Here is an 18,359-nt window from a genome sequence, read left to right as displayed (position 1 = left end):
GGCTATGCGTTTAGTTGGTAAGAAACCTCGGAGTATCTTGTGAACCTCAAACAACTCGAAGCTTTTCAAGCCATCATGACAACGGGCTCTACCATCGGAGCTGCTACCCGTATGGGCTTGTCCCAATCGGCCGTCAGCCGCTTGTTAACTCAGCTCGAAGATCACTTAGGCCTCGCGCTCTTCCTTCGACGTAAGGGCAGATTGATGGCGACTCCTGAGGCGGAAGAACTCCTTGGACAGGTGGCGGAGCTCGTAGACAACCTCCAGCGCGTACAACGCATGGCAGATGAGCTGAGACTGGGTCATTCGCGCCGGAGTCTGCTCAAGGTTGCAGTACCGACCAGCATGTCTCAACACTTGCTACCGAGGATCGTTGCCGAATTCATGCAGGGCCGTGAGGACGTCGTCGTAGAGGTCATCACCGGCGGATACGATGCGCTGGAAAGGGCCGTACTCGACAAAAGCGCTGACTTCGCTTTCGTGCGTTTGCCTACGGAACTTCAGCATTTTGAAGTGCTACCGGTACTGGAGACCGAAGGGATGTGCGTCATGCACCAAAGCCATCCACTGGCGGAGCTATCGGAGGTCAGTCTCGAAGCATTGCGGTATGAACCCCTCGTGCTTCTGGGGCGGCAAAGGAGCCTTCGATCTGAACTCGACCTGCGTTTCCGAGAGGCTGAAATTACCCCTCAAGTTCGCGTAGAGGTCCACTCGGTCAGTGCTGCTTGCGCATTCGTTGCAGAGGGTATGGGGGTCTCAATTATCAATGGTCTTTTGGCCAAAGAGTTTGGTGGCCTTCCTTTGATCGCCAAGCCGCTGAGACCTGCGCTTTGCTATCGTTTTGGCCTGATTTTCCGCAAAGACCAGCCACGCTCTTTGCTGGTTGAGAGTTTCGCGGAGCACATGCGTAACAGGCTCACAGAGGTGAATGGTTCTACGCCAACGCAATAAATTGCATAGCCCAACCCGATTTACTCATAACGTTGAGTGACTGCATCCGATTGAACTAGTGTGCGCCCTGTAGCCCTGGGCCCCTACAAAACAATAATCGAGATCGCGCACCATGAACCTACCTCATGCACCGGCGGCGCAAGCCGCGCCTGCTGGAAAAGCAGACATCCCTCGCCCGGCCAAGCAGCTCAATCCTGCGTTGATCCTGTTGAGCATTGTTTTCATGGCTCTGGCCTTCACCTACTTCGTCGATTCAGGCCAGTTCCAGCGCAAAGACATCGCTGTTGTCCCCGGTTCGTACCAGACCTTGGAAAAGGACGCCTCTCTAAGCCAGCTATTTTCCACAGAGCCGCGTGCCACAACCGATTCTGCTGCACGTCCGGTCTCCTTGGTTGAGGCTTTCATGGCCATTCCACAGGGCATCGAGAAGCGAGCCGGCCTGATCTTCATGGTTTTGTTCATCGGCGGAATGTTTGGCGTGCTGAACAAGGCCGGGGCAATCGATGCTGGTCTTGAGCGGATACTTGGCCTTACCCGGGGCAACATCTACGTGCTGGTACCCTGCTTGATGCTGGTGTTCTCGGCCGGTAGCACGTTCATGGGACTGGCCAAAGAGTTCATCCTGATCGTCCCGCTAATGGTAGCGATGGCCAATCGCCTGGGGCTGCCCAACATTGTTGGTCTGGCGATCGTGGTGATCTCGGTGAAAATCGGCTATCTGGGTTCGATTACCAACCCCGTGGCATTGGCGGTTGCCCAGCCGCTAGTGGGCGTTCCAATGTTCAGCGGGCTGAATATGCGTGTGGCAGCCTACTTGGTGTTTCTGCTGGTCGGCATTGGCTTCGTGTTAATGACTGTACGCCGACTGGGTTACGACGCCAGTGCTGAGTTTACTTTTAAGCGCACACCGCTAGCGCCACGCCACAGTCTCAACCTTCTACTGCTGGGAGCGGGCGTCGCCTTCCTGGTTTATGCCTCCAATCGCTGGCACTGGAAGTACCCAGAGTTGTCTGCGTACTACTTGGCGATGAGCATGGTGTTCAGTGTGGTGGCTGGCATCGGTGCCAGCGAGGCTGCCGGCGCATTCGTCGACGGAATGAAGAAGGTGCTAATGGCCGGCGTGCTGATCGGTCTCGCCACTGCGGTGGAGATCATCCTCAGCACTGGCCAGGTGCTCGACACTATCGTCAACAACCTTTCCAACCTGGTCAGCGATCACGGCCCTCTAGTTTCGGCGTACGGCATGTTCTTCGCACAACTCGGGCTGGATGTCCTGATCCCGTCCACGTCGGGGCAAGCAGCAGTGACCATGCCAATCTTCGGACCGTTGGGGCAATTGTCAGGTGTGAGCGCTCAGACCACTGTGTATGCCTTTTTGCTGGGCAATGGTCTAACAAACCTGATCACTCCTACCTCAAGTGGCCTACTAGTGCTGCTTGCGACCGCTCAAGTCGGATGGGGTCAATGGGCGCGATTCATCTGGCCGTTGTGCCTGGTATTCGCGGCCATCGCCATGTGCCTCCTCTCCATTGCCGTTCTGACCGGCTACTGAAATCTCGGGCCGCGTATGCGGCCCTACTGCTTTGAGTGTCAAACATGCAAATCCTCAGAAACCTGATGGTCCCGATGCGCGATGGCGTTCGGTTGGCCACCGATGTCTACCTGCCTGATGAAAGTACCGGCGTGTGGCCAGTGGTGATCGAACGCACTCCATACGACAAGAGCAAGCCCTCACGCTCGGAGAAATGCCTGAATGGTCATCACTTAGGGCGTGAAGAGATGGCCCAAGCCTTTGCCGAACATGGCTTCGTCACTGTGTTTCAGGACTGCCGCGGTCGCTACGCCTCCGAAGGCGAATTCATCAAGTACGTCAACGAAGCAGAAGACGGCTACGACACTTTGGCCTGGTTGGTCGAGCAGCCTTGGTGCAATGGGAAGGTCGGAAGCATGGGTCTTTCTTATGCAGCCCATACTCAGCTCGCTATGGCCTGCTTAAATCCTCCAGGGCTGAAGACGATGGTGCTGGACTCTGGAGGCTTCGCCAACGCTTATCAATGTGGCATCCGCCAAGGAGGCGCATTCGAGCTCAAACAGGCCACATGGGCATACAAGCAGGCCAAGGAAAGTCCGGCAGCCAAAGCCGATCCACTATTGCGCGAAGCATTGGAGCAGGAAGACATCCGGCATTGGTTCGCCCATATGCCGTGGCGTCCAGGATTTTCACCGCTGCGTCATGCGCCAGCGTATGAGGACTACCTGTTCGACCAATGGGGCCGCGGCTGTTTCGATGCCTATTGGCAACAGTTGGGCATTTGCGCCGATCACTATCGCAGCAACATTCCCGATATTCCGGTGCTGCACATGTCGAGCTGGTATGACGCCTATGTCAGCTCAACCCTGGATAACTTTGCTGCCTTCGTCGCGAACGGTAAGGCACCACAACGACTCGTGATGGGCCCTTGGCTGCATGGCGACCGCAACATTAGCCACAGCGGCGATGCCGAGTTTGGCCCAGCCGCCGCTTTCGATGGGCAAGTGGCGCAGGATTGGCTGTCCTGTCGTATTGAGTGGTTTGTAAACCATCTGCAGCTACAGATCACTGCACCAGCCCAACAGGTGCAGGTATTCATGATGGGCGGTGGTAGTGGTCGCAAGCTTCAGGACACGCGAATAGATCATGGTGGTCAGTGGCTTGATGCACAGCAGTGGCCATTACCTGGCAGCCAGCGGTTGGATCTTTATCTTCATCCTGACGGTCAGTTGAGCAAAGGGGGGCCAGCGGCAACCGATGCTGCTTGCCACTTCCTCGCCGATCCATCTAATCCAGTACCGACCATCGGCGGCGCGCTGACTTCCGGCGCTCCTGTCTTCGAAGGCGGAGCGTTTGATCAGCGAGAAACACCACGCTTCTTCGGCGCGCGCGGAGATGGCAGTGCCATCTGCCAGCGCAGCGATGTGCTGTGTTTCGAAACTGAGCCGCTTGAAGCTGACCTTGCTGTCGCCGGTCCGGTAACGATCCAGCTGTGGGTCGAGACCGACGGCTTAGACACTGACTTTACCGCTAAGGTGGTCGACGTCTATCCGCCAAGCGATGACTTCCCAGAGGGGTATGCCATGAACATTACAGACGGCATCATTCGTTGCCGATACCGGGACAGCTGGAACGATCCGAAGCCGACGGTACCTGGGGAATGTTTCAAGGTGCAGATCGAACCGTTTGCAACCTGCAACCTGTTCAAGCGCGGTCACAGCTTGCGCCTTGAGATTGCCGGCAGCAATTTCCCACGGTTCGACGTAAACCCCAACAGCGGTGAGCCGGAAGGCTGCGCGAACAAAAAAAGGACTGCTCGAAATACCGTACATATGGGGGCTAAGCGGCCCTCCAGGATTCAGCTAACGGTCGTCCAAGCACCAGCTGGTAGCTGATAGCGGTATAGAGCTATCGCTTGGCAGCAGTTCTGGACAGCTGCCGAGCGCTGTCCCTGTAAACCAGTTTTTTTACCTGTTAACCACTGTAGTTAACAGGTAAAAAAATAGGTTTACACGATGCTCACCTCTACCCGTTCGACACCAGCAAATCGCCTAGCTCTTCACGGGCCATATCCACTCGGTCCATCCTGCGATAGGGATGATCAACAGGCATTCGGATGAGGCTCTCGAACCAAGCCGGATCGAATTTGAGCACCTGCTTGTGAATGTGCTCAAGCTCACCTTTGCGAAGCTGGGACACTACAAACTCCATGCTCTCAACCAGGCCGGATTCCTCGTTATCCTTAGAGATCCGGTGGCGGATGAAACTCATCTTGAGATCGAAGTAGGGGCCTTTCATCCCAGGAAGGCTCTTCGCCTCCAGCCGGCCTTTGGTGCTGATTTCCGCCCCTGGCACTTGAGACTCTATCGCTTTCACAAGCTCAGCATTCCCACCTATCTTCTGGCCAAAGAGCCGAGTGGCGTCCGACATATAGGCGAAGATCCATGGCACGTTGCGTAGCGTCGCACCGGTATAGAGGTAGCCGCGCTCCCCTTTGTAACGCTGCAGCATGCCTCGCAAGGCTTTCTCCGAGAGCACCACCTGGGTTTCCTTCTCCAGGATGTAAACCACGCGGTCAAACTGTTCTATCAAAAGCCTGAGAATCTTCCGCGGTACGCCGTCAAAACCGGTTTTTCGGTCGGTCTTCTTGTGCTGACGGGGCTGGAAGTATGGGCAATCGTTACGGGCCTCTCCATCAAATGGAGCGATACCGCGAATGCTCTTCGTCGCGTGCTTTCCGAAGGGATTTTTTACGTTTGGGGGTAACTCATACAGCCCTACCAGCTGGACAGGGTTGTCGCATGCCGGACACACCGCGAACTGAGCCAGCTTGCCCGCGCTTCCGGGCTGATACCACGGCTCCCTGCGGAAGGTCTCAGACTCGAACCGATCCTTGTCTATGGTTTTGCTTTCAGTGTCTTCAATGCGGAGCTTGTACACATCCATCTTTGCCAAAACCGTATCAATAGAGGGTTTATTGATCGTACCCAGCGAAGTTCGGTAGCAGGAAGGCCTATCTGCCCCTTAGGTGGTCACCCTCCGGTGGCAGGCCTTGCCAGAAGCATGGGATTACCCCGTAAGGAGTCTGTGAGCCCCAGAAACAACTAACCCCCTGGTGCGCAGTGCAGGTCTGGGACCCGCCCGAGGCGTGGAGGCTATTCTTGTAGAGAAAATAACACCTGCCACGGAACGGATCAGTTGGTAGGCAGACCAGCCGTCAGCTATGGCCCAGCACCGTCGATCAAGGCCGCTCAATCAGCAAATCGTCGTCTTCTATGGCGTCTCCAAAACTGAACCAGTCGTGCAGGCTGTAATGCACGAAGTCTTCATCCTCCGCATCGAGCATAGTGAAATTCTGCAATACCGTGACATCCGCCCCCGAAGTACAGCCCCTCGTTGAGGTTTACGAAATGCTCCAGCAATTCGTTCAGCTGATCATGCAACTGACTTGTAAGCCTGGCGTGCTCTCGCTTGGTCTAAAAACGGAACATCACTTCATGCGCTTCGGGCGGGGCGCGAACTGGTCCCCAAGTTCTGCTTTTTTGAGGCATCCACTGGGTAAGCCGGCCACATGATTCGGAGGTGCAGATGTCAAGGCTCGGTAACCGACTTAGACGGTGAGACAGGCGTCGCGATCCCGGATCGAATGGCTTCGGCAGTAGGAGGGGGGGTGATCCAGTGGAGCATGAGACCAGCCAGGATGCTTGCGAGGGTGTTTACTGAGATTGTGACGAGAGCATTGCGCATTTTGGAGCGTCCGTTTCTGAAGTGGACCTCTATTTAATGCGCATAAATGGTGTGTCATTACCACCTACCAAAAAAATCGTCGCGCCCCAGAATGGGAATTCGCATTTGGCGACGATTCACGTTTATGCTCCTGCCACAGGTCGACTACAGCACAGTCAGTTGGCTAACCAGGACTCAACCACCTCGGCACCGTACTCTGCCTTCCAGGCCTTCAGAGTGCGCTGATTGCCCCCCTTCGTCTCAACGACTTCTCCGCTATGCGGGTTCTTGTAGGTTTTCACTACTCGTGGTTTCCGTGCAGGTTTTTGTGCAATAGATCCGGAATCTACGGGCTGCGGATCAATGATCTGGATCACGTGACGCAGGCTGTAGCCGTAATCGTTGAGCAGGTTGCGGAGCTTCGTTTCGAATTCCATTTCCTGCTTCAGGGCGGAATCATTCTTCAGTGCTTCCAGTTCGGCGAGCTGCGCGGCGAGCTGTTGTTCGAGAAGGCGAAATTCAGCGAGACGGGACATGAGATTCTCCAAGAAGTGGCCTGAGATTTTATCAGGCTAGACAGAAAGCGTGCTAAGTATCTTGTGGCCTAAACAGCCCTGCAATAGAGCAAAATCCAGTCCCCCCATTGGCGCTTGGGCAATCGCTTCGCGGCATTAGCAGGTGGTGATCAGCTCTGGTGTGAGGTTTTGCTTGAGTCCGGGAAGGCCGTTGCAAGGTCCATGCGTTCAGCTTCTTGAGTGATTTGAGCGAGTAACTCTGCCACTGCTCGGTTCTCTTTGAGGGCATAGCTCCCAACCAGTAATGTGATCGGATGAACTCCCAGCACTGGTGCGATGGTGTCCAGTTTCTCGATGGTCGGGACGTATCGTCCCCTTTCCAGCGTGCTGATGTAGGTACGACTGCTCACCGTCGCGAAGTCTTCTTGGGTCAGCTTTTGCTGGACTCGCATCCACTTCAGAACCCGACCGAATGCCTGTCTCAATTCCACTTTGCATCTTCCGCAAAAGGAAAGATGAGGCACCCGTGAACAGTATATGACTACAATGTATGCTGTTCATTTGAGAGGGGGTCATGATGTTTATCACCAACCGATGGGCAGAGGTGGATCGCTCCTTCGCCTGGCTGGCTGAGGATCAGCAGGCTTGGCATTTCGTGGAGCAACGGCTGTCATCGCCATGGATTCACATCACGGTGACGAGGGAGCGGGGAGAGGACACGTGTGTGGAGGTCTTCTTTCTGGAGGACATGCGTGGGCTGGAGCAGTTCACGCGTTTAACCCTGAATGGTGCCGTTGAGTTATCCCTTCAGATTGTTACTCCCGGGTGGATGAACGGTAGTAGCGGGTGGGCGATGGAGCATCTGGAGGTCATTCATGAAAGCGAGGATCGTTTGTACAGGTGTTACACCGTTCAAGGCGGTCGTCGGTATTACCAGCCTAACAGCTCCGAGTGCCGTGAGTATGGCTTCTTCAAGGAACTTTACAGACGAGGATAGCTGGTGAGTCAGCTCGTGGTATCTTCGAAGTATCGTCTTGGGTCAATTGCATCCTCGGTCATTAGCTGAGCGGCTTTGACGATTGTCTGAATTAATCGATTGTTCTCCATGCGTGCTTTTTGTAGCTGTGCTTCGAGAGCATAAATTCTCGCATCACTATTTTTACGCCCGACCTTTTTGAAGTCTTTAAGATGGGTCTGAGTGGCCGTATATAAAGATCGTATTTCCTCATCTCTCCAGAGCGTTTGACGACTAACACCCGCCTGCTGGGCAAGGCCACTTTGGGTGAGCGGTTCCTGAACCCGTCCGGCCTCATATTCGGCGAGAATGGACCGCACGTGGTCCTTCCATTTTTTTTCCTGCTTCATGATGAAGCCTTCTTAGGTTTTGAGTAAGCTTCTAAGGCCGTTTTGCAGCTCGTAACCATATCCATCACAAACAGAACGTGCTGATCGAAAGCGTGAGTATTATCGAGCTCAGCCTCAATACTAGACGTGATGTCAGTTTGGTTGTCAAAAATTGCCCTCAAAATTTTCTCGTACTCGCTGAGTAAGCTCTCGATAGCGGCCTTTGCTTCCAGATCATCAGGGTTCAGGTGAAAGGATTTACATCCAGAATCTGTACCGAAGCCTCTGATACACATGAGGCCCCTGTCGCACGGACTGATATAGAGCTCACGTGTACACCCGCCCCAAGGCGTTAGGTTGAGAATGCTGAGTTTCTCGATGATCATCTCTTCGATTTGTTCGTCAGCGATTGACTCCTCCCGCCATCGGATTACTAGCCTGCCCAAAAAGTCTGGGGGAGGGTCAACGGCCAAGTATAAAGATCTCACATATTCTGCTCGCTCTTTGGCAGTACGGTAGTCATATTGACGGCTTTGGCGTGGGGTTCGCCCCATCCATAGGTCCACAGCTGTTTCAGAGGGACCAGAACGAAGAATTGCCGTGGTAACCCAACGACGGATTTGATGAGGAGTGATGGAAAAGATTTCACCGTCTTGCCCTCGTAGGTCAAGGCGCTGAAAGATTGTTTTTTTTGAGGAGTTCGAAGAGAGATAGTTGTAGAGATCGGCTCTAAATAGGGGGCGGGGGATGATCCCTAGCTCAGATATCGAGTCAAACTGGTTTTCCCAGATTACAAGTAAGTTGTCACTCAGCTTGCTAGGATAACCTTTGGCAGTGTGCTTCGCATGATAAGGTGCTTCACTTCCATCACCAGGCATTGAAAATTGTTCTTCAAAATGGCGTCGCAGGTGAAATCTGTATTTATCTTCTAAAAGGCGCTTGAGCAGTCTGATATCTATGACCAGGGATGGTACTCCCGCCCCGAATCCTCTTTGAGATAACATAAGTTCTCTGATGCTTGCCCACTCATTCCGGATGTCGAAGAGTTGCGCATGTGAAGGATTGTTTCCAGGCTTGAAAAGCCCGTCGTGAACCATTCCCTTGAGAAAGGTGCGCAGGTGATCTACAAACCATTTGCTCTTTTTTACTGACGCCTCGGAGGATTTTGTGTGTTTTGCAATGTCAATGACGGATACGCTATAACAGTTCTTTTTGTACTCATTGAGAAAATTAGACCAATCCCAATTATGCATTCGTTCATCTATCCAAATTGCGATTCGAGCGGCCGTTATTCTAGGGAGTTCAACGCTGCTGCTGTAAAATCGCCCACCACTGTAGAGCTCTTTTGGAGATACGGGGAAGCACTTACATATCTCCTCAACAAAGTAGTGATGTTCTACGGGCAGATCCAACGATGAGAGTTGATCCACCGCGCCGGGATCTAACGGATGGTTAGCGCGATAGGCTGCGAGTGCTTTATCTATAAATGAGAAACCATTGGTTTCAATGTCAAGAGCACGCTCTCTAGCATCCTGAGTGACAGCCAGCAAGTACTCGTACGCTTCGGTGAGTGGTGCGCTCCATAGGTCTGCGACGGGTACGGCGTTGGGGATGCAGTTTTTTTCTACAGGCACTCGTACGAACGTCGTGTGAGTGTTGGGATCTTGGAAAAGGCAACTCTTTGGAAGATTCGCGATCTCACCAACTCTCAAACCGAGCGCCATTCCAAAGCAGGTCGCCTCAAGTCGAATTCTATCGAAGCCCGCAGTTGGCTCCAAATGTGGGTTCTGCTTGATCAACCACCTGGCTTGTGCAATCCCTTTGTGCAAGTCAGAAGAGTATAGATTTTCTTCTCTTTGCTGAAACTCTCGTGATGTGAGTTCAAGCGCACTATGAGTCGGGTTGGGTATCCCAGTTTGCCATTTGATAAACCTATCGACGAATCGCAGCAGTACTCCATCGGCCATTACGCTAAGTTGGTTGAGGAAATCAACAAATGCCTTGAGGGCATTTGCTCTATGGTAAATGGTAGAGTCTGAACGTCCATGCCTGATCGAGTCTACGGTGCGGTCGAAGACTTTGCGCGTTATGTCGCTCCACTCAATGTTTTCGCTATCCATTACTGCGGATAGATGCCTAATCGAGGCCATTCTGCCGATAATCAGCTCTGCTGACGGATGTGCCAGAATTTCTTTAACTATAAAGCAGCGCGCAAGCTTGCCAATCACTAGCGGGAGAGGGGGTTGGTCTTGATTTCGCCTGTTGAGAGGATCGAGTGATGTGAAGGGAATATTACTCGATCGATACTGCCATACCTTGCCCTCGAAATCTCCTGCTACTAATCCGTTGGCCTTGAGGTCATTAAATTGTTGCTCTGCATGTTTGTATCGGTCGTCTAAGACCATCATTGATATGCTCATTCTTTCAACTCCTTCACAGCAATGATTACTGACTTAGCGCCGTGAATTGCTGCTTCGACCTGTTGGGCCATAGCGCCAGTGGAATTGCTCCCGAGCATCTGCTGGAATTTAGTGATGTCTGCTAAAGCCCCTTCATGATTAGCATGACGGCTAGGTCTGAATTTAGGGCATGCATAGCAAGTGACCGTCGGGTGGTAAGGACATGGCTCTTCAGAATTGCATGATCCTAAGCCACTTATTGGCCTTAGCGCGGATCTGTCAGGGATTTCTTCCATGAATTTGCCGCACCACATCTGCACGGCTGCATTGATCTCCGGGCTTGCCATGTGGGTCGTATTTATGAACTCTTGCAGCTCAAGGTTGTAATGGAAGTAGTGCTTTATAGAGTTCAGATTTGAATGATCTAAAGCTTCAGCGACCTCTTCAGGGGATGCACCGGAAAGAACCATTGAAGTAGCCTTGGTCCTGCGCAGTCGGTACGCGGTGATCCGCATGAAGGGCTCTGTTTTTTGTATGGGTCGATGAGGGTCTGGTAACTGGAGTATCCAAGTGAGAGATGTTAGCGCATAACTTATTCTATGGTTGTCGAGATGTAATGTGAATGGTGTCAGCTTGGGGTTGGTGAGGAAGCGTAAAAGGCGGTTTTCGGTTGTGTACGCCGAGGGAAACAACGGCGTAGGAAGTACTGGAGTGCTTATTCCATGCCTGGCACATATCGCGTTGATTTCCTTCGATGCGGCATTGCATTGGGTCTCAGCTAAAGTGCACTGAAGTTCTACTGCCTCTGCAGTATCGTTAGCGATGTAACGTTTTACCAGGTTGCTCGGATGCCTCCTGAGCCTTGAACGTCTAATTCCTTTAACACTCGGCACCTTTACAAAGGGGCCGCCCTCATCGATCCCGAAGTCAGTAACCTGCATTAGGGCCAACTGTATAGGGCGAAGAGCCCAGTCGCGACAGAGCAAAAAAAGCGTGCGTTGGGCATGAGTGATGAGCGGATTGTTGGCAAGCTTCATCTCAATGTTCGCGAGTTGTACGCGAGTGAAAGGGCCAAAGTCATCATCTCGCATCGTGACTAAATGCCTGTTATCATGCGCCTTTACTGTAAGCTGTGATAGTTCAAGGCTGTCATGTTCGTTGAAGCCTGGGACTTCTTCATCCAAGCACCATCGATAAAATACTCGAAGAGCAACTAGCTCCTCATACCAGCTTGATGCTTTTAATCGAGTGCATTCACGTACAGCAAATGTCGATAACCTATTGCCAATAGTATCCGCGTCATTTCCCGAAAATTTATGCTGGGCCAGAAGCCGCTGGACGACAATCAGAGGCCTAAGGTCGATGTGGGTTTGGAGTCTGTCGATGAACCACCCTCTGAGTAGCCACTCAACTAACAAGTTAGAATGTAGGGGCTTGCTCCACGCAATATTCATCGGAGCACACCCGACAATCTCTACCGTTATTCTCTCAACCCACGCATCATTGTTGTGAATTGTTATAGCCTGACCGAAGGTGGATTTGACTGTGGAAGGAAAGGCATCGGCCTCGATGCCGAAGCGACATTCAATCTCGGCTACGAGTTCGGCAGGCGAAATTTTAATCATCTTCATTGCCTCGAAAATTTGAGCTGTCTGAGCTTCTGATTATTTCGCCGAGCCGATCAGATATGGCCTGTCGAGAGTAGCGCTGAACACTTTCGCTGCTGGGGCTCCATCCGCCCAGATACGCCAGAGCATCTTTTACATTAATGCTGTTGGCGCCACTTTTTTCAAACTTTTTGCGAGCTATATTTGCCCCTGTCGCCCTCAAGCCGTGCGGATGAATTCGTGTTGAAAAGTTTGGCAAGCCGAGGCTGGCTGCAACGGTACGAAGAATGGTGTTTACGGTTCGCGCAGATAGCCGTCTCCCGTCACGGGAACTCACGAATAGGGCTGTACAAGGTCTTTTTGGTTTGATCAGTTTAGGGCGATGATCGGAAATGTATTCGTTCAGAACCGCGGCTACCGATGCGGTTATGGGGACTATCCGACCGCGCGTCTTGAGACTAGCCCCGTCCAGTCTCCGCTCCCTGTTGATATCGCTTGGGCGCTTGATGCGTATTGTAGGTGAGGGACCAAGGTCAACGTCGTCGAGTTCTATGAGAACCACTTCGCCACGCCTGGCAAGTGTTTCAAGCATTACTAAGAACAGACAGTAATTGCGTGCCTGTATCTGTTTACTTTGGAATGGGTTCCTAAAGTCATCAGGACTGAGCACCCCTTTGAATAAGGCTTGTCCGCCGGAGTCAAGTGGCGTTGCTGGTAGCGGCGGTTCTGATTGATATGCAATCTTGGTGATTTTTTTTTGAAGATTTCGCAGATTCTTGGCTTTGTTTTTTTCCGCTTGGCTTTGCTCAAGTAGACCTAGTCGATTGAGCTCAACGTAGTGCTCGAAGGAGAAATCTATGAATGATTTGACAGCTTCGAGTCGTCGGGTGCATGTCGATTGGCTCGCACCCGCACCGCGTTTGGTGGAGCAGAGGCGTTCGGCCAGCGATGTCAGTTCCGCTGAGCTGAACACCGCTAGGCGCTCAAGCTTCGCTTCCAGTGGAGAACCTCGGCTGAGAGCCCACTCGTACGCGATAGCGATGTCACGTAGGTAATTTTCGACGGTATTGAGACGCGATCTGTGGAGCAAATCCTCCGCCCAGAGGTTTGCTAGGATCACTGGAACCCCCTGCACCAGCAGGTATGGCCTGAGGCCGCTGGAGGCAGTACGAATCATTCGGATCTCGCAGAAAGGGACGTCTGGCATCGGTAGCTCCAGATCTGCAACGTTTCCGAACATATACCATAAGTGCCATAACCACCCTTCAGGCAACAGTGAGCCTAGCCAGGACGATGTGCACCTGACCTTGTCGCTCAAACGCGGGCTGGCATTGATCGACGTGCGGGTGCTGGATCACATCATCATTGGCGACGGGGAGCCGTTGTCGATGGTTGAGCAGGGGTGGATCGTGGCTTAGGCCGTTTAGTTGTGTGCTGGCCTCTTCGCGGGCAAGCCCGCGAAGAGCCCGGTGCAGGTCTACCTGGCCACCGACACCTTGCTGAAATCCAGCCGCCCGAACGGGCTGACCTGGTACCCCTCGACTTCCTGGCGCAGCAGGGTCGCCGCTGTCGGGTGCGCCAACGGCACCCACAGTGCCTGCTGCTGAATCAGGGTTTGCGCCTGCTGGTACAGCCGGCTACGCACGCTCTGGTCGTTGGTGGTGCGCCCGGCACTGATCAGCTGGTCCAGGCGGCTGTCGCAGAACCGTGCGAAGTTGGTACCCGACTCCACTGCCGCACAGGAGAACTGCGGGCTGAGGAAGTTATCCGGGTCGCCGTTGTCACCGGCCCAGCCCATGAACAGCAGGTCATGCTCGCCGGCCTTGGCGCGGCGGATCAGCTCACCCCATTCGATCACACGGATCTCGGCCTTGATGCCGACCTTGGCCAGGTCGGCCTGCAGCATTTGCGCGCCAAGGCTTGGGTTGGGGTTGAGCAGGCTGCCCGATGGCCGCGTCCAGATAGTGGTGCTGAAGCCCTCCGCCAGGCCGGCCTTGGCCAGCAGGGCCTTGGCCTTTTTCAAGTCCAGAGGGTAGCCGGGCAAGTCCTTGGCGTAGCTCCAGGTATTGGGCGGGTAGGGGCCGTTGGCCGCCACCGCAGAGTCTTCGAACACGGCCTTGAGGTAAGCCTGCTTGTCGAAGGCCAGGTTGATCGCCTGGCGGACTTCCGGCTTGTCCAGTGGCGGGTGCTGGCTGTTGATGGCGACAAAGGCGGTCATGAACGCGGGCGTACTGGCCACCTTGAGCTTGTCGTCCTTGGCCGCTTCGGCAATATCCAGCGGTTTGGGCGACAAGGCGACCTGGCATTCGCCGCGCTTGAGCTTCTGCAGGCGCACGTTGGCATCGGTGGTGATGGCGAAGATCAACGGGTCCACTGCCGGCTTGCCGCCGAAGTAGTCCGGGTTGGCGCGGTAGCGCACCACAGCGTCCTTCTGGAAGCGCTGGAAGGTGAACGGCCCGGTGCCGATCGGCTGGCTGTTGAGCTTCTCTGGCGTGCCGGCCTTGAGCAGCTTGTCGGCATATTCGGCAGAGTAGATGGACGCGAAGCCCATGCTCAGGGTGGCCAGGAACGTGGCGTCTGGGTGGCTGAGGGTGAAGCGCACGGTGTTCGGGGCCGGGGCGTCGATCGCCTTGATCAGGCTACCCAGTTGCAGCGACTGGGCGTGCGGGTAGCCGCCGGGTGCAGTCTTGTGCCAGGCATGGGCTGGGTAGAGCATGCGCTGGAAGCTGAACAGCACGTCATCGGCATTCAATTCGCGGGTGGGCTTGAAGTACGGGGTGGTATGGAACTTCACACCGTCGCGCAGGGTGAAGTCGTACACCAGCCCGTCGGCCGAGACCGTCCAGCTGGCCGCCAGACTCGGCACCACTTTGCCCTGTGCCGCATCGAACTCCACCAGGCGGTTCATCAGCACGTCGGCGGTGGCATTGGTGGTGGTCAGCGAGTTGTACTGCACCACGTCGAAGCCTTCGGGGCTGGCCTCGCTGCAAACGCTCAGGGGCGCGGCCTGGGCGATGCCACCCGCGAACAGGGTGGCGGTGAACAGGGAGTTGAACAATAAGGAAAGGGCGGCGGCACGCATGGTGGCTCCTTGGCTGTCAGTGGCCCATCTGCCAGTGCAGTCTGGAAAAAGCCTACCCTAGTGTGCCTGTCGGGAAATGACCACATCCTTTTTTACAAATGTGGCGACGAGCGGTCGACGGCTGGCGGGGCCTGAAGGTATGCTGCCCCGGCTGAATCGGGCTTGCGCCAATGTGCATCAACTATTGTTGCAGCCAGGTCTTTCTGGTATAAAGCAGCGCTCTTTTCTAGGGGCTCGGCCTGTCGCATAAGCGGATCCGGTCGATAAGGCCTCCAGAATCACGGCGCCCAGGCGCCAAAGACTGAGAGATTAAGCGGCCAACCCATGCCGGGTTGGGCATGTGGTTTTAGAGGGCTGAGTCATGTCGAGAGTCTGTCAAGTTACTGGTAAGGGTCCAGTAACCGGGAACAACATTTCCCACGCAAACAACAAAACCCGTCGTCGTTTCCTGCCGAACCTGCAGCACCACCGTTTCTGGGTTGAATCCGAGAAGCGCTTCGTGCGTCTGCGCGTTTCCGCCAAAGGCATGCGTATCATCGACAAGCGCGGCATCGACGCCGTTCTGGTTGACATCCGTAAAGCTGGCGCCAAGGTTTAAGGGAGAGCATCATGCGTGAATTGATCCGTCTGGTTTCGAGTGCCGGTACCGGCCACTTCTACACCACCGACAAGAACAAGCGCACCACCCCGGACAAAATCGAGATCAAGAAATATGATCCGGTTGTTCGCAAGCACGTGGTGTACAAGGAAGCCAAGATCAAGTAATTGATCGGCGACCTGAAAAAAAACCCGCATCCGTAAGGACGCGGGTTTTTTTATGCCTGCTGCAAGGTCAGTTGAATTCGAAGCCCTGAATCACCTGGTTGGCGTCGGTCCTGATCTGGATGCGGGTAGGGTCGAACTCGCGGGTGCACATGTCGGTGGGGCCGACCACGCGGGAGCGACCGGTAATGGCGCAGATGGTGTCTTTGAGCTCTGGCACGTAAGGGGCGCCGACCAGGTGGGCGAGGGCTTGTTTGACGTCATCGTTGGTCATGGTGATCTTCCTGTTGAGGTGAATGGCCCGTTGTGGGCAGGGCCATCCTCACGCATGCCGCCTGGCCAGCTGCGCTACATAATTACTTCTGCTCGAACATGACGTAGATCTTGCGGCACGGCTCAAGCACTTCCCAGGTGCCTGTGAACCCGGCCGGGATTACGAACCGGTCGCCGGCGCGCAGGGTCTTGGCACCGCCGTTGTCGTCGCGCAGTACCGAAACGCCCTGAACGATCTCGCAGTATTCATGCTCGGTGTAGTTCACTTTCCACTGGCCGACCTCACCCTCCCAAACGCCTGCGGCAAACTGCCCGCATGGGCTGGAGTAATGGTTGTAGACCGCCTGGTCTGGCTCACCCTTGAGGATTTTTTCAGCCGCAGGGCGGTACCGTTCGGCTTCAGTGAGCACTTGGGCGAAGTCGATGATGCTGGCGATGTTCATGGTGCGGCTCCTGTTCTTGTTAAATAAAATTAACATCAGTAGGCTTTTGGGCCTTCCGTGTCAAATATATTGATAGTTTACAGTGGCTGGTTTAGGGTATCGGTTGCCAGTGTGCGCTCGTCGCCCGGCCAGAATTCTGACAACGCCTGTGAGTCCTCAGTGCGGCGTTGCACCTAAACAAGAGGAGGAGTTTCGTATGACCACCCTGACCCGTGCGGACTGGGAACAACGCGCCCAGCAACTGAAGATCGAAGGCCGTGCCTTCATCAACGGCGAATACACCGATGCCGTATCCGGTGAAACCTTCGAGTGCCTGAGCCCGGTCGACGGACGCTTCCTGGCCAAGGTTGCCAGCTGCGACCTGGCCGATGCCAACCGTGCCGTGGAAAACGCGCGTGCCACCTTCAACGCTGGCGTCTGGTCGCAGTTGGCCCCGGCCAAGCGCAAAGCCACGCTGATCCGTTTCGCCGACCTGCTGCGCAAGAACGTCGAAGAGCTGGCGCTGCTGGAAACCCTGGATATGGGCAAGCCGATCGGTGACTCCTCCAGCATCGACATCCCCGGTGCAGCCCAGGCCATTCACTGGACCGCCGAAGCCATCGACAAGGTTTACGACGAGGTCGCGCCCACCCCACACGACCAGCTTGGCCTGGTTACCCGTGAGCCAGTCGGCGTGGTCGGTGCCATCGTACCGTGGAACTTCCCGCTGCTGATGGCCTGCTGGAAACTTGGCCCGGCACTGGCCACCGGTAACTCGGTAGTGCTCAAGCCTTCGGAAAAATCGCCGCTGACCGCCATTCGCATCGCGCAACTGGCGATCGAGGCCGGCATCCCGGCGGGTGTACTGAACGTGCTGCCAGGCTACGGCCACACCGTGGGCAAGGCGTTGGCCCTGCACATGGATGTCGACACGCTGGTGTTCACCGGCTCGACCAAGATCGCCAAGCAACTGATGGTCTATGCGGGCGAATCGAACATGAAACGAATCTGGCTGGAGGCTGGCGGCAAAAGCCCGAACATCGTCTTCGCTGATGCACCGGACCTGCAAGCGGCCGCTGCGGCTGCCGCCAGTGCCATCGCCTTCAACCAGGGCGAAGTGTGCACCGCCGGTTCGCGCCTGCTGGTCGAGCGCTCGATCAAGGACAAGTTCCTGCCCATGGTGGTCGAGGCCCTGAAAGGCTGGAAGCCCGGTAACCCACTCGACCCAGAGACCACCGTGGGTGCGTTGGTCGATACCCAGCAAATGAATACCGTTCTGTCGTACATCGAGGCCGGCCACAAGGATGGCGCCAAGCTGCTGACCGGCGGCAAGCGCACCCTGGAGGAAACCGGTGGCACCTATGTGGAGCCGACCATCTTCGATGGCGTGACCAATGCCATGCGCATCGCCCAGGAAGAAATCTTCGGGCCGGTGCTGTCGGTGATTGCCTTCGACACCGCCGAAGAAGCCATCGCCATCGCCAACGACACCCCGTACGGCCTGGCGGCCGGTATCTGGACGGCGGACATTTCCAAGGCGCACAAGACTGCGCGGGCCGTGCGCGCCGGCAGCGTGTGGGTCAACCAGTACGACGGCGGCGACATGACCGCACCGTTCGGTGGCTTCAAGCAATCGGGCAACGGCCGTGACAAGTCGCTGCATGCGCTGGAGAAATACACCGAGTTGAAGGCGACCTGGATCAAGCTGTAATTCCAGGAGGGGCCGCTTTGCGGCCCATTCGCGGGT

General features: G+C 55.0%; 17 protein-coding genes and 1 pseudogene. 8 read left to right on the top strand and 10 right to left on the bottom strand.

Going from position 1 to position 18,359, the window contains the following annotated elements; all coding sequences use genetic code 11:
• Positions 1-39: 39 nt before the first annotated feature.
• From DMX12_RS21620 to DMX12_RS21610, 3 genes are all read left to right on the top strand, one after another.
• A complete protein-coding gene (locus DMX12_RS21620) occupies positions 40-951 on the top strand; it encodes a LysR family transcriptional regulator (RefSeq protein WP_003253472.1) in 912 nt (303 codons plus the stop codon).
• Positions 952-1,063: 112 nt separating this feature from the next.
• Positions 1,064-2,503, top strand: a complete 1,440-nt coding sequence (locus DMX12_RS21615; protein ID WP_003253475.1) for a YfcC family protein — start codon at positions 1,064-1,066, stop codon at positions 2,501-2,503.
• Between the two features lie 44 nt (positions 2,504-2,547).
• A complete protein-coding gene (locus DMX12_RS21610) occupies positions 2,548-4,377 on the top strand; it encodes a CocE/NonD family hydrolase (protein WP_003253477.1) in 1,830 nt (609 codons plus the stop codon).
• A 130-nt stretch (positions 4,378-4,507) separates the two neighbouring features.
• On the opposite strand, the gene DMX12_RS21605 is transcribed toward DMX12_RS21610, so the two are convergent.
• From DMX12_RS21605 to DMX12_RS21595, 3 genes are all read right to left on the bottom strand, one after another.
• Positions 4,508-5,428 carry a hypothetical protein gene (locus DMX12_RS21605; protein WP_003253479.1) on the bottom strand — a complete coding sequence of 307 codons (921 nt, stop codon included), beginning with the start codon at positions 5,426-5,428 and terminating at the stop codon, positions 4,508-4,510.
• A 956-nt stretch (positions 5,429-6,384) separates the two neighbouring features.
• Positions 6,385-6,744 carry a histone-like nucleoid-structuring protein, MvaT/MvaU family gene (locus DMX12_RS21600; RefSeq protein WP_003253484.1) on the bottom strand — a complete coding sequence of 120 codons (360 nt, stop codon included), beginning with the start codon at positions 6,742-6,744 and terminating at the stop codon, positions 6,385-6,387.
• Between the two features lie 149 nt (positions 6,745-6,893).
• Positions 6,894-7,214: a helix-turn-helix domain-containing protein gene (locus tag DMX12_RS21595; RefSeq protein WP_003253486.1), complete on the bottom strand. Its 321-nt coding sequence runs from the start codon at positions 7,212-7,214 to the stop codon at positions 6,894-6,896.
• 83 nt (positions 7,215-7,297) lie between these two features.
• Between DMX12_RS21595 and DMX12_RS21590 the strand changes: the two genes are divergently transcribed.
• A complete protein-coding gene (locus DMX12_RS21590; RefSeq protein ID WP_003253488.1) occupies positions 7,298-7,720 on the top strand; it encodes a hypothetical protein in 423 nt (140 codons plus the stop codon).
• An 8-nt stretch (positions 7,721-7,728) separates the two neighbouring features.
• Here DMX12_RS21590 and DMX12_RS21585 read toward each other — a convergent pair whose 3' ends face one another.
• The 4 genes from DMX12_RS21585 to DMX12_RS21570 are packed head-to-tail and all read right to left on the bottom strand — an operon-like array spanning position 7,729 to position 13,250.
• Positions 7,729-8,088 (bottom strand): hypothetical protein, encoded by a 360-nt coding sequence (locus DMX12_RS21585; RefSeq protein WP_003253491.1) that lies wholly within the window; start codon positions 8,086-8,088, stop codon positions 7,729-7,731.
• Positions 8,085-10,487 carry a hypothetical protein gene (locus tag DMX12_RS21580; RefSeq protein ID WP_110679416.1) on the bottom strand — a complete coding sequence of 801 codons (2,403 nt, stop codon included), beginning with the start codon at positions 10,485-10,487 and terminating at the stop codon, positions 8,085-8,087. The genes DMX12_RS21585 and DMX12_RS21580 overlap by 4 nt, the downstream gene beginning before the upstream one ends.
• Positions 10,484-12,091, bottom strand: coding sequence for a site-specific integrase (locus DMX12_RS21575; RefSeq protein ID WP_003253494.1), 1,608 nt, complete (start codon positions 12,089-12,091; stop codon positions 10,484-10,486). Before DMX12_RS21575 ends, DMX12_RS21580 begins: the two co-directional genes overlap by 4 nt.
• Positions 12,084-13,250, bottom strand: a complete 1,167-nt coding sequence (locus DMX12_RS21570; protein ID WP_223817826.1) for a tyrosine-type recombinase/integrase — start codon at positions 13,248-13,250, stop codon at positions 12,084-12,086. Before DMX12_RS21570 ends, DMX12_RS21575 begins: the two co-directional genes overlap by 8 nt.
• 73 nt (positions 13,251-13,323) lie before the next feature.
• Between DMX12_RS21570 and DMX12_RS21565 the strand changes: the two are divergent.
• Positions 13,324-13,491: pseudogene (locus DMX12_RS21565) on the top strand (JAB domain-containing protein); the annotation flags it as partial.
• A gap of 59 nt (positions 13,492-13,550) precedes the next feature.
• Here the strand turns inward: DMX12_RS21565 and DMX12_RS21560 are convergent.
• Positions 13,551-15,155, bottom strand: a complete 1,605-nt coding sequence (locus DMX12_RS21560) for an ABC transporter substrate-binding protein (RefSeq protein ID WP_110679415.1) — start codon at positions 15,153-15,155, stop codon at positions 13,551-13,553.
• Positions 15,156-15,516: 361 nt separating this feature from the next.
• Here DMX12_RS21560 and rpmB point away from each other — a divergent pair, with 361 nt between their 5' ends.
• Together rpmB and rpmG are read left to right on the top strand one after the other, a co-directional pair.
• On the top strand, positions 15,517-15,753 hold the full coding sequence (gene rpmB, locus DMX12_RS21555) for a 50S ribosomal protein L28 (RefSeq protein ID WP_003253504.1): 237 nt from the start codon (positions 15,517-15,519) through the stop codon (positions 15,751-15,753).
• An 11-nt stretch (positions 15,754-15,764) separates the two neighbouring features.
• Positions 15,765-15,920 (top strand): 50S ribosomal protein L33, encoded by a 156-nt coding sequence (gene rpmG / locus DMX12_RS21550; protein ID WP_003253507.1) that lies wholly within the window; start codon positions 15,765-15,767, stop codon positions 15,918-15,920.
• A gap of 67 nt (positions 15,921-15,987) precedes the next feature.
• On the opposite strand, the gene DMX12_RS21545 is transcribed toward rpmG, so the two are convergent.
• Together DMX12_RS21545 and DMX12_RS21540 are read right to left on the bottom strand one after the other, a co-directional pair.
• Entirely contained in the window at positions 15,988-16,191 is a 204-nt protein-coding gene (locus DMX12_RS21545; protein ID WP_009682915.1) for a hypothetical protein, read from the bottom strand.
• A gap of 82 nt (positions 16,192-16,273) precedes the next feature.
• Positions 16,274-16,633, bottom strand: coding sequence for a cupin domain-containing protein (locus DMX12_RS21540; RefSeq protein WP_009682916.1), 360 nt, complete (start codon positions 16,631-16,633; stop codon positions 16,274-16,276).
• Between the two features lie 196 nt (positions 16,634-16,829).
• On the opposite strand from DMX12_RS21540, the gene DMX12_RS21535 reads away from it, so the two are divergent.
• Positions 16,830-18,323, top strand: coding sequence for an aldehyde dehydrogenase (locus DMX12_RS21535; protein WP_054881325.1), 1,494 nt, complete (start codon positions 16,830-16,832; stop codon positions 18,321-18,323).
• Positions 18,324-18,359: the final 36 nt, after the last annotated feature.

This window comes from Pseudomonas sp. MB-090624 (assembly GCF_003205245.1).
GTDB lineage: Bacteria > Pseudomonadota > Gammaproteobacteria > Pseudomonadales > Pseudomonadaceae > Aquipseudomonas > Aquipseudomonas juntendi.
Note: the sequence above shows the minus strand (reverse complement) of the source record. Positions and strands in the feature narration are given on the sequence as shown.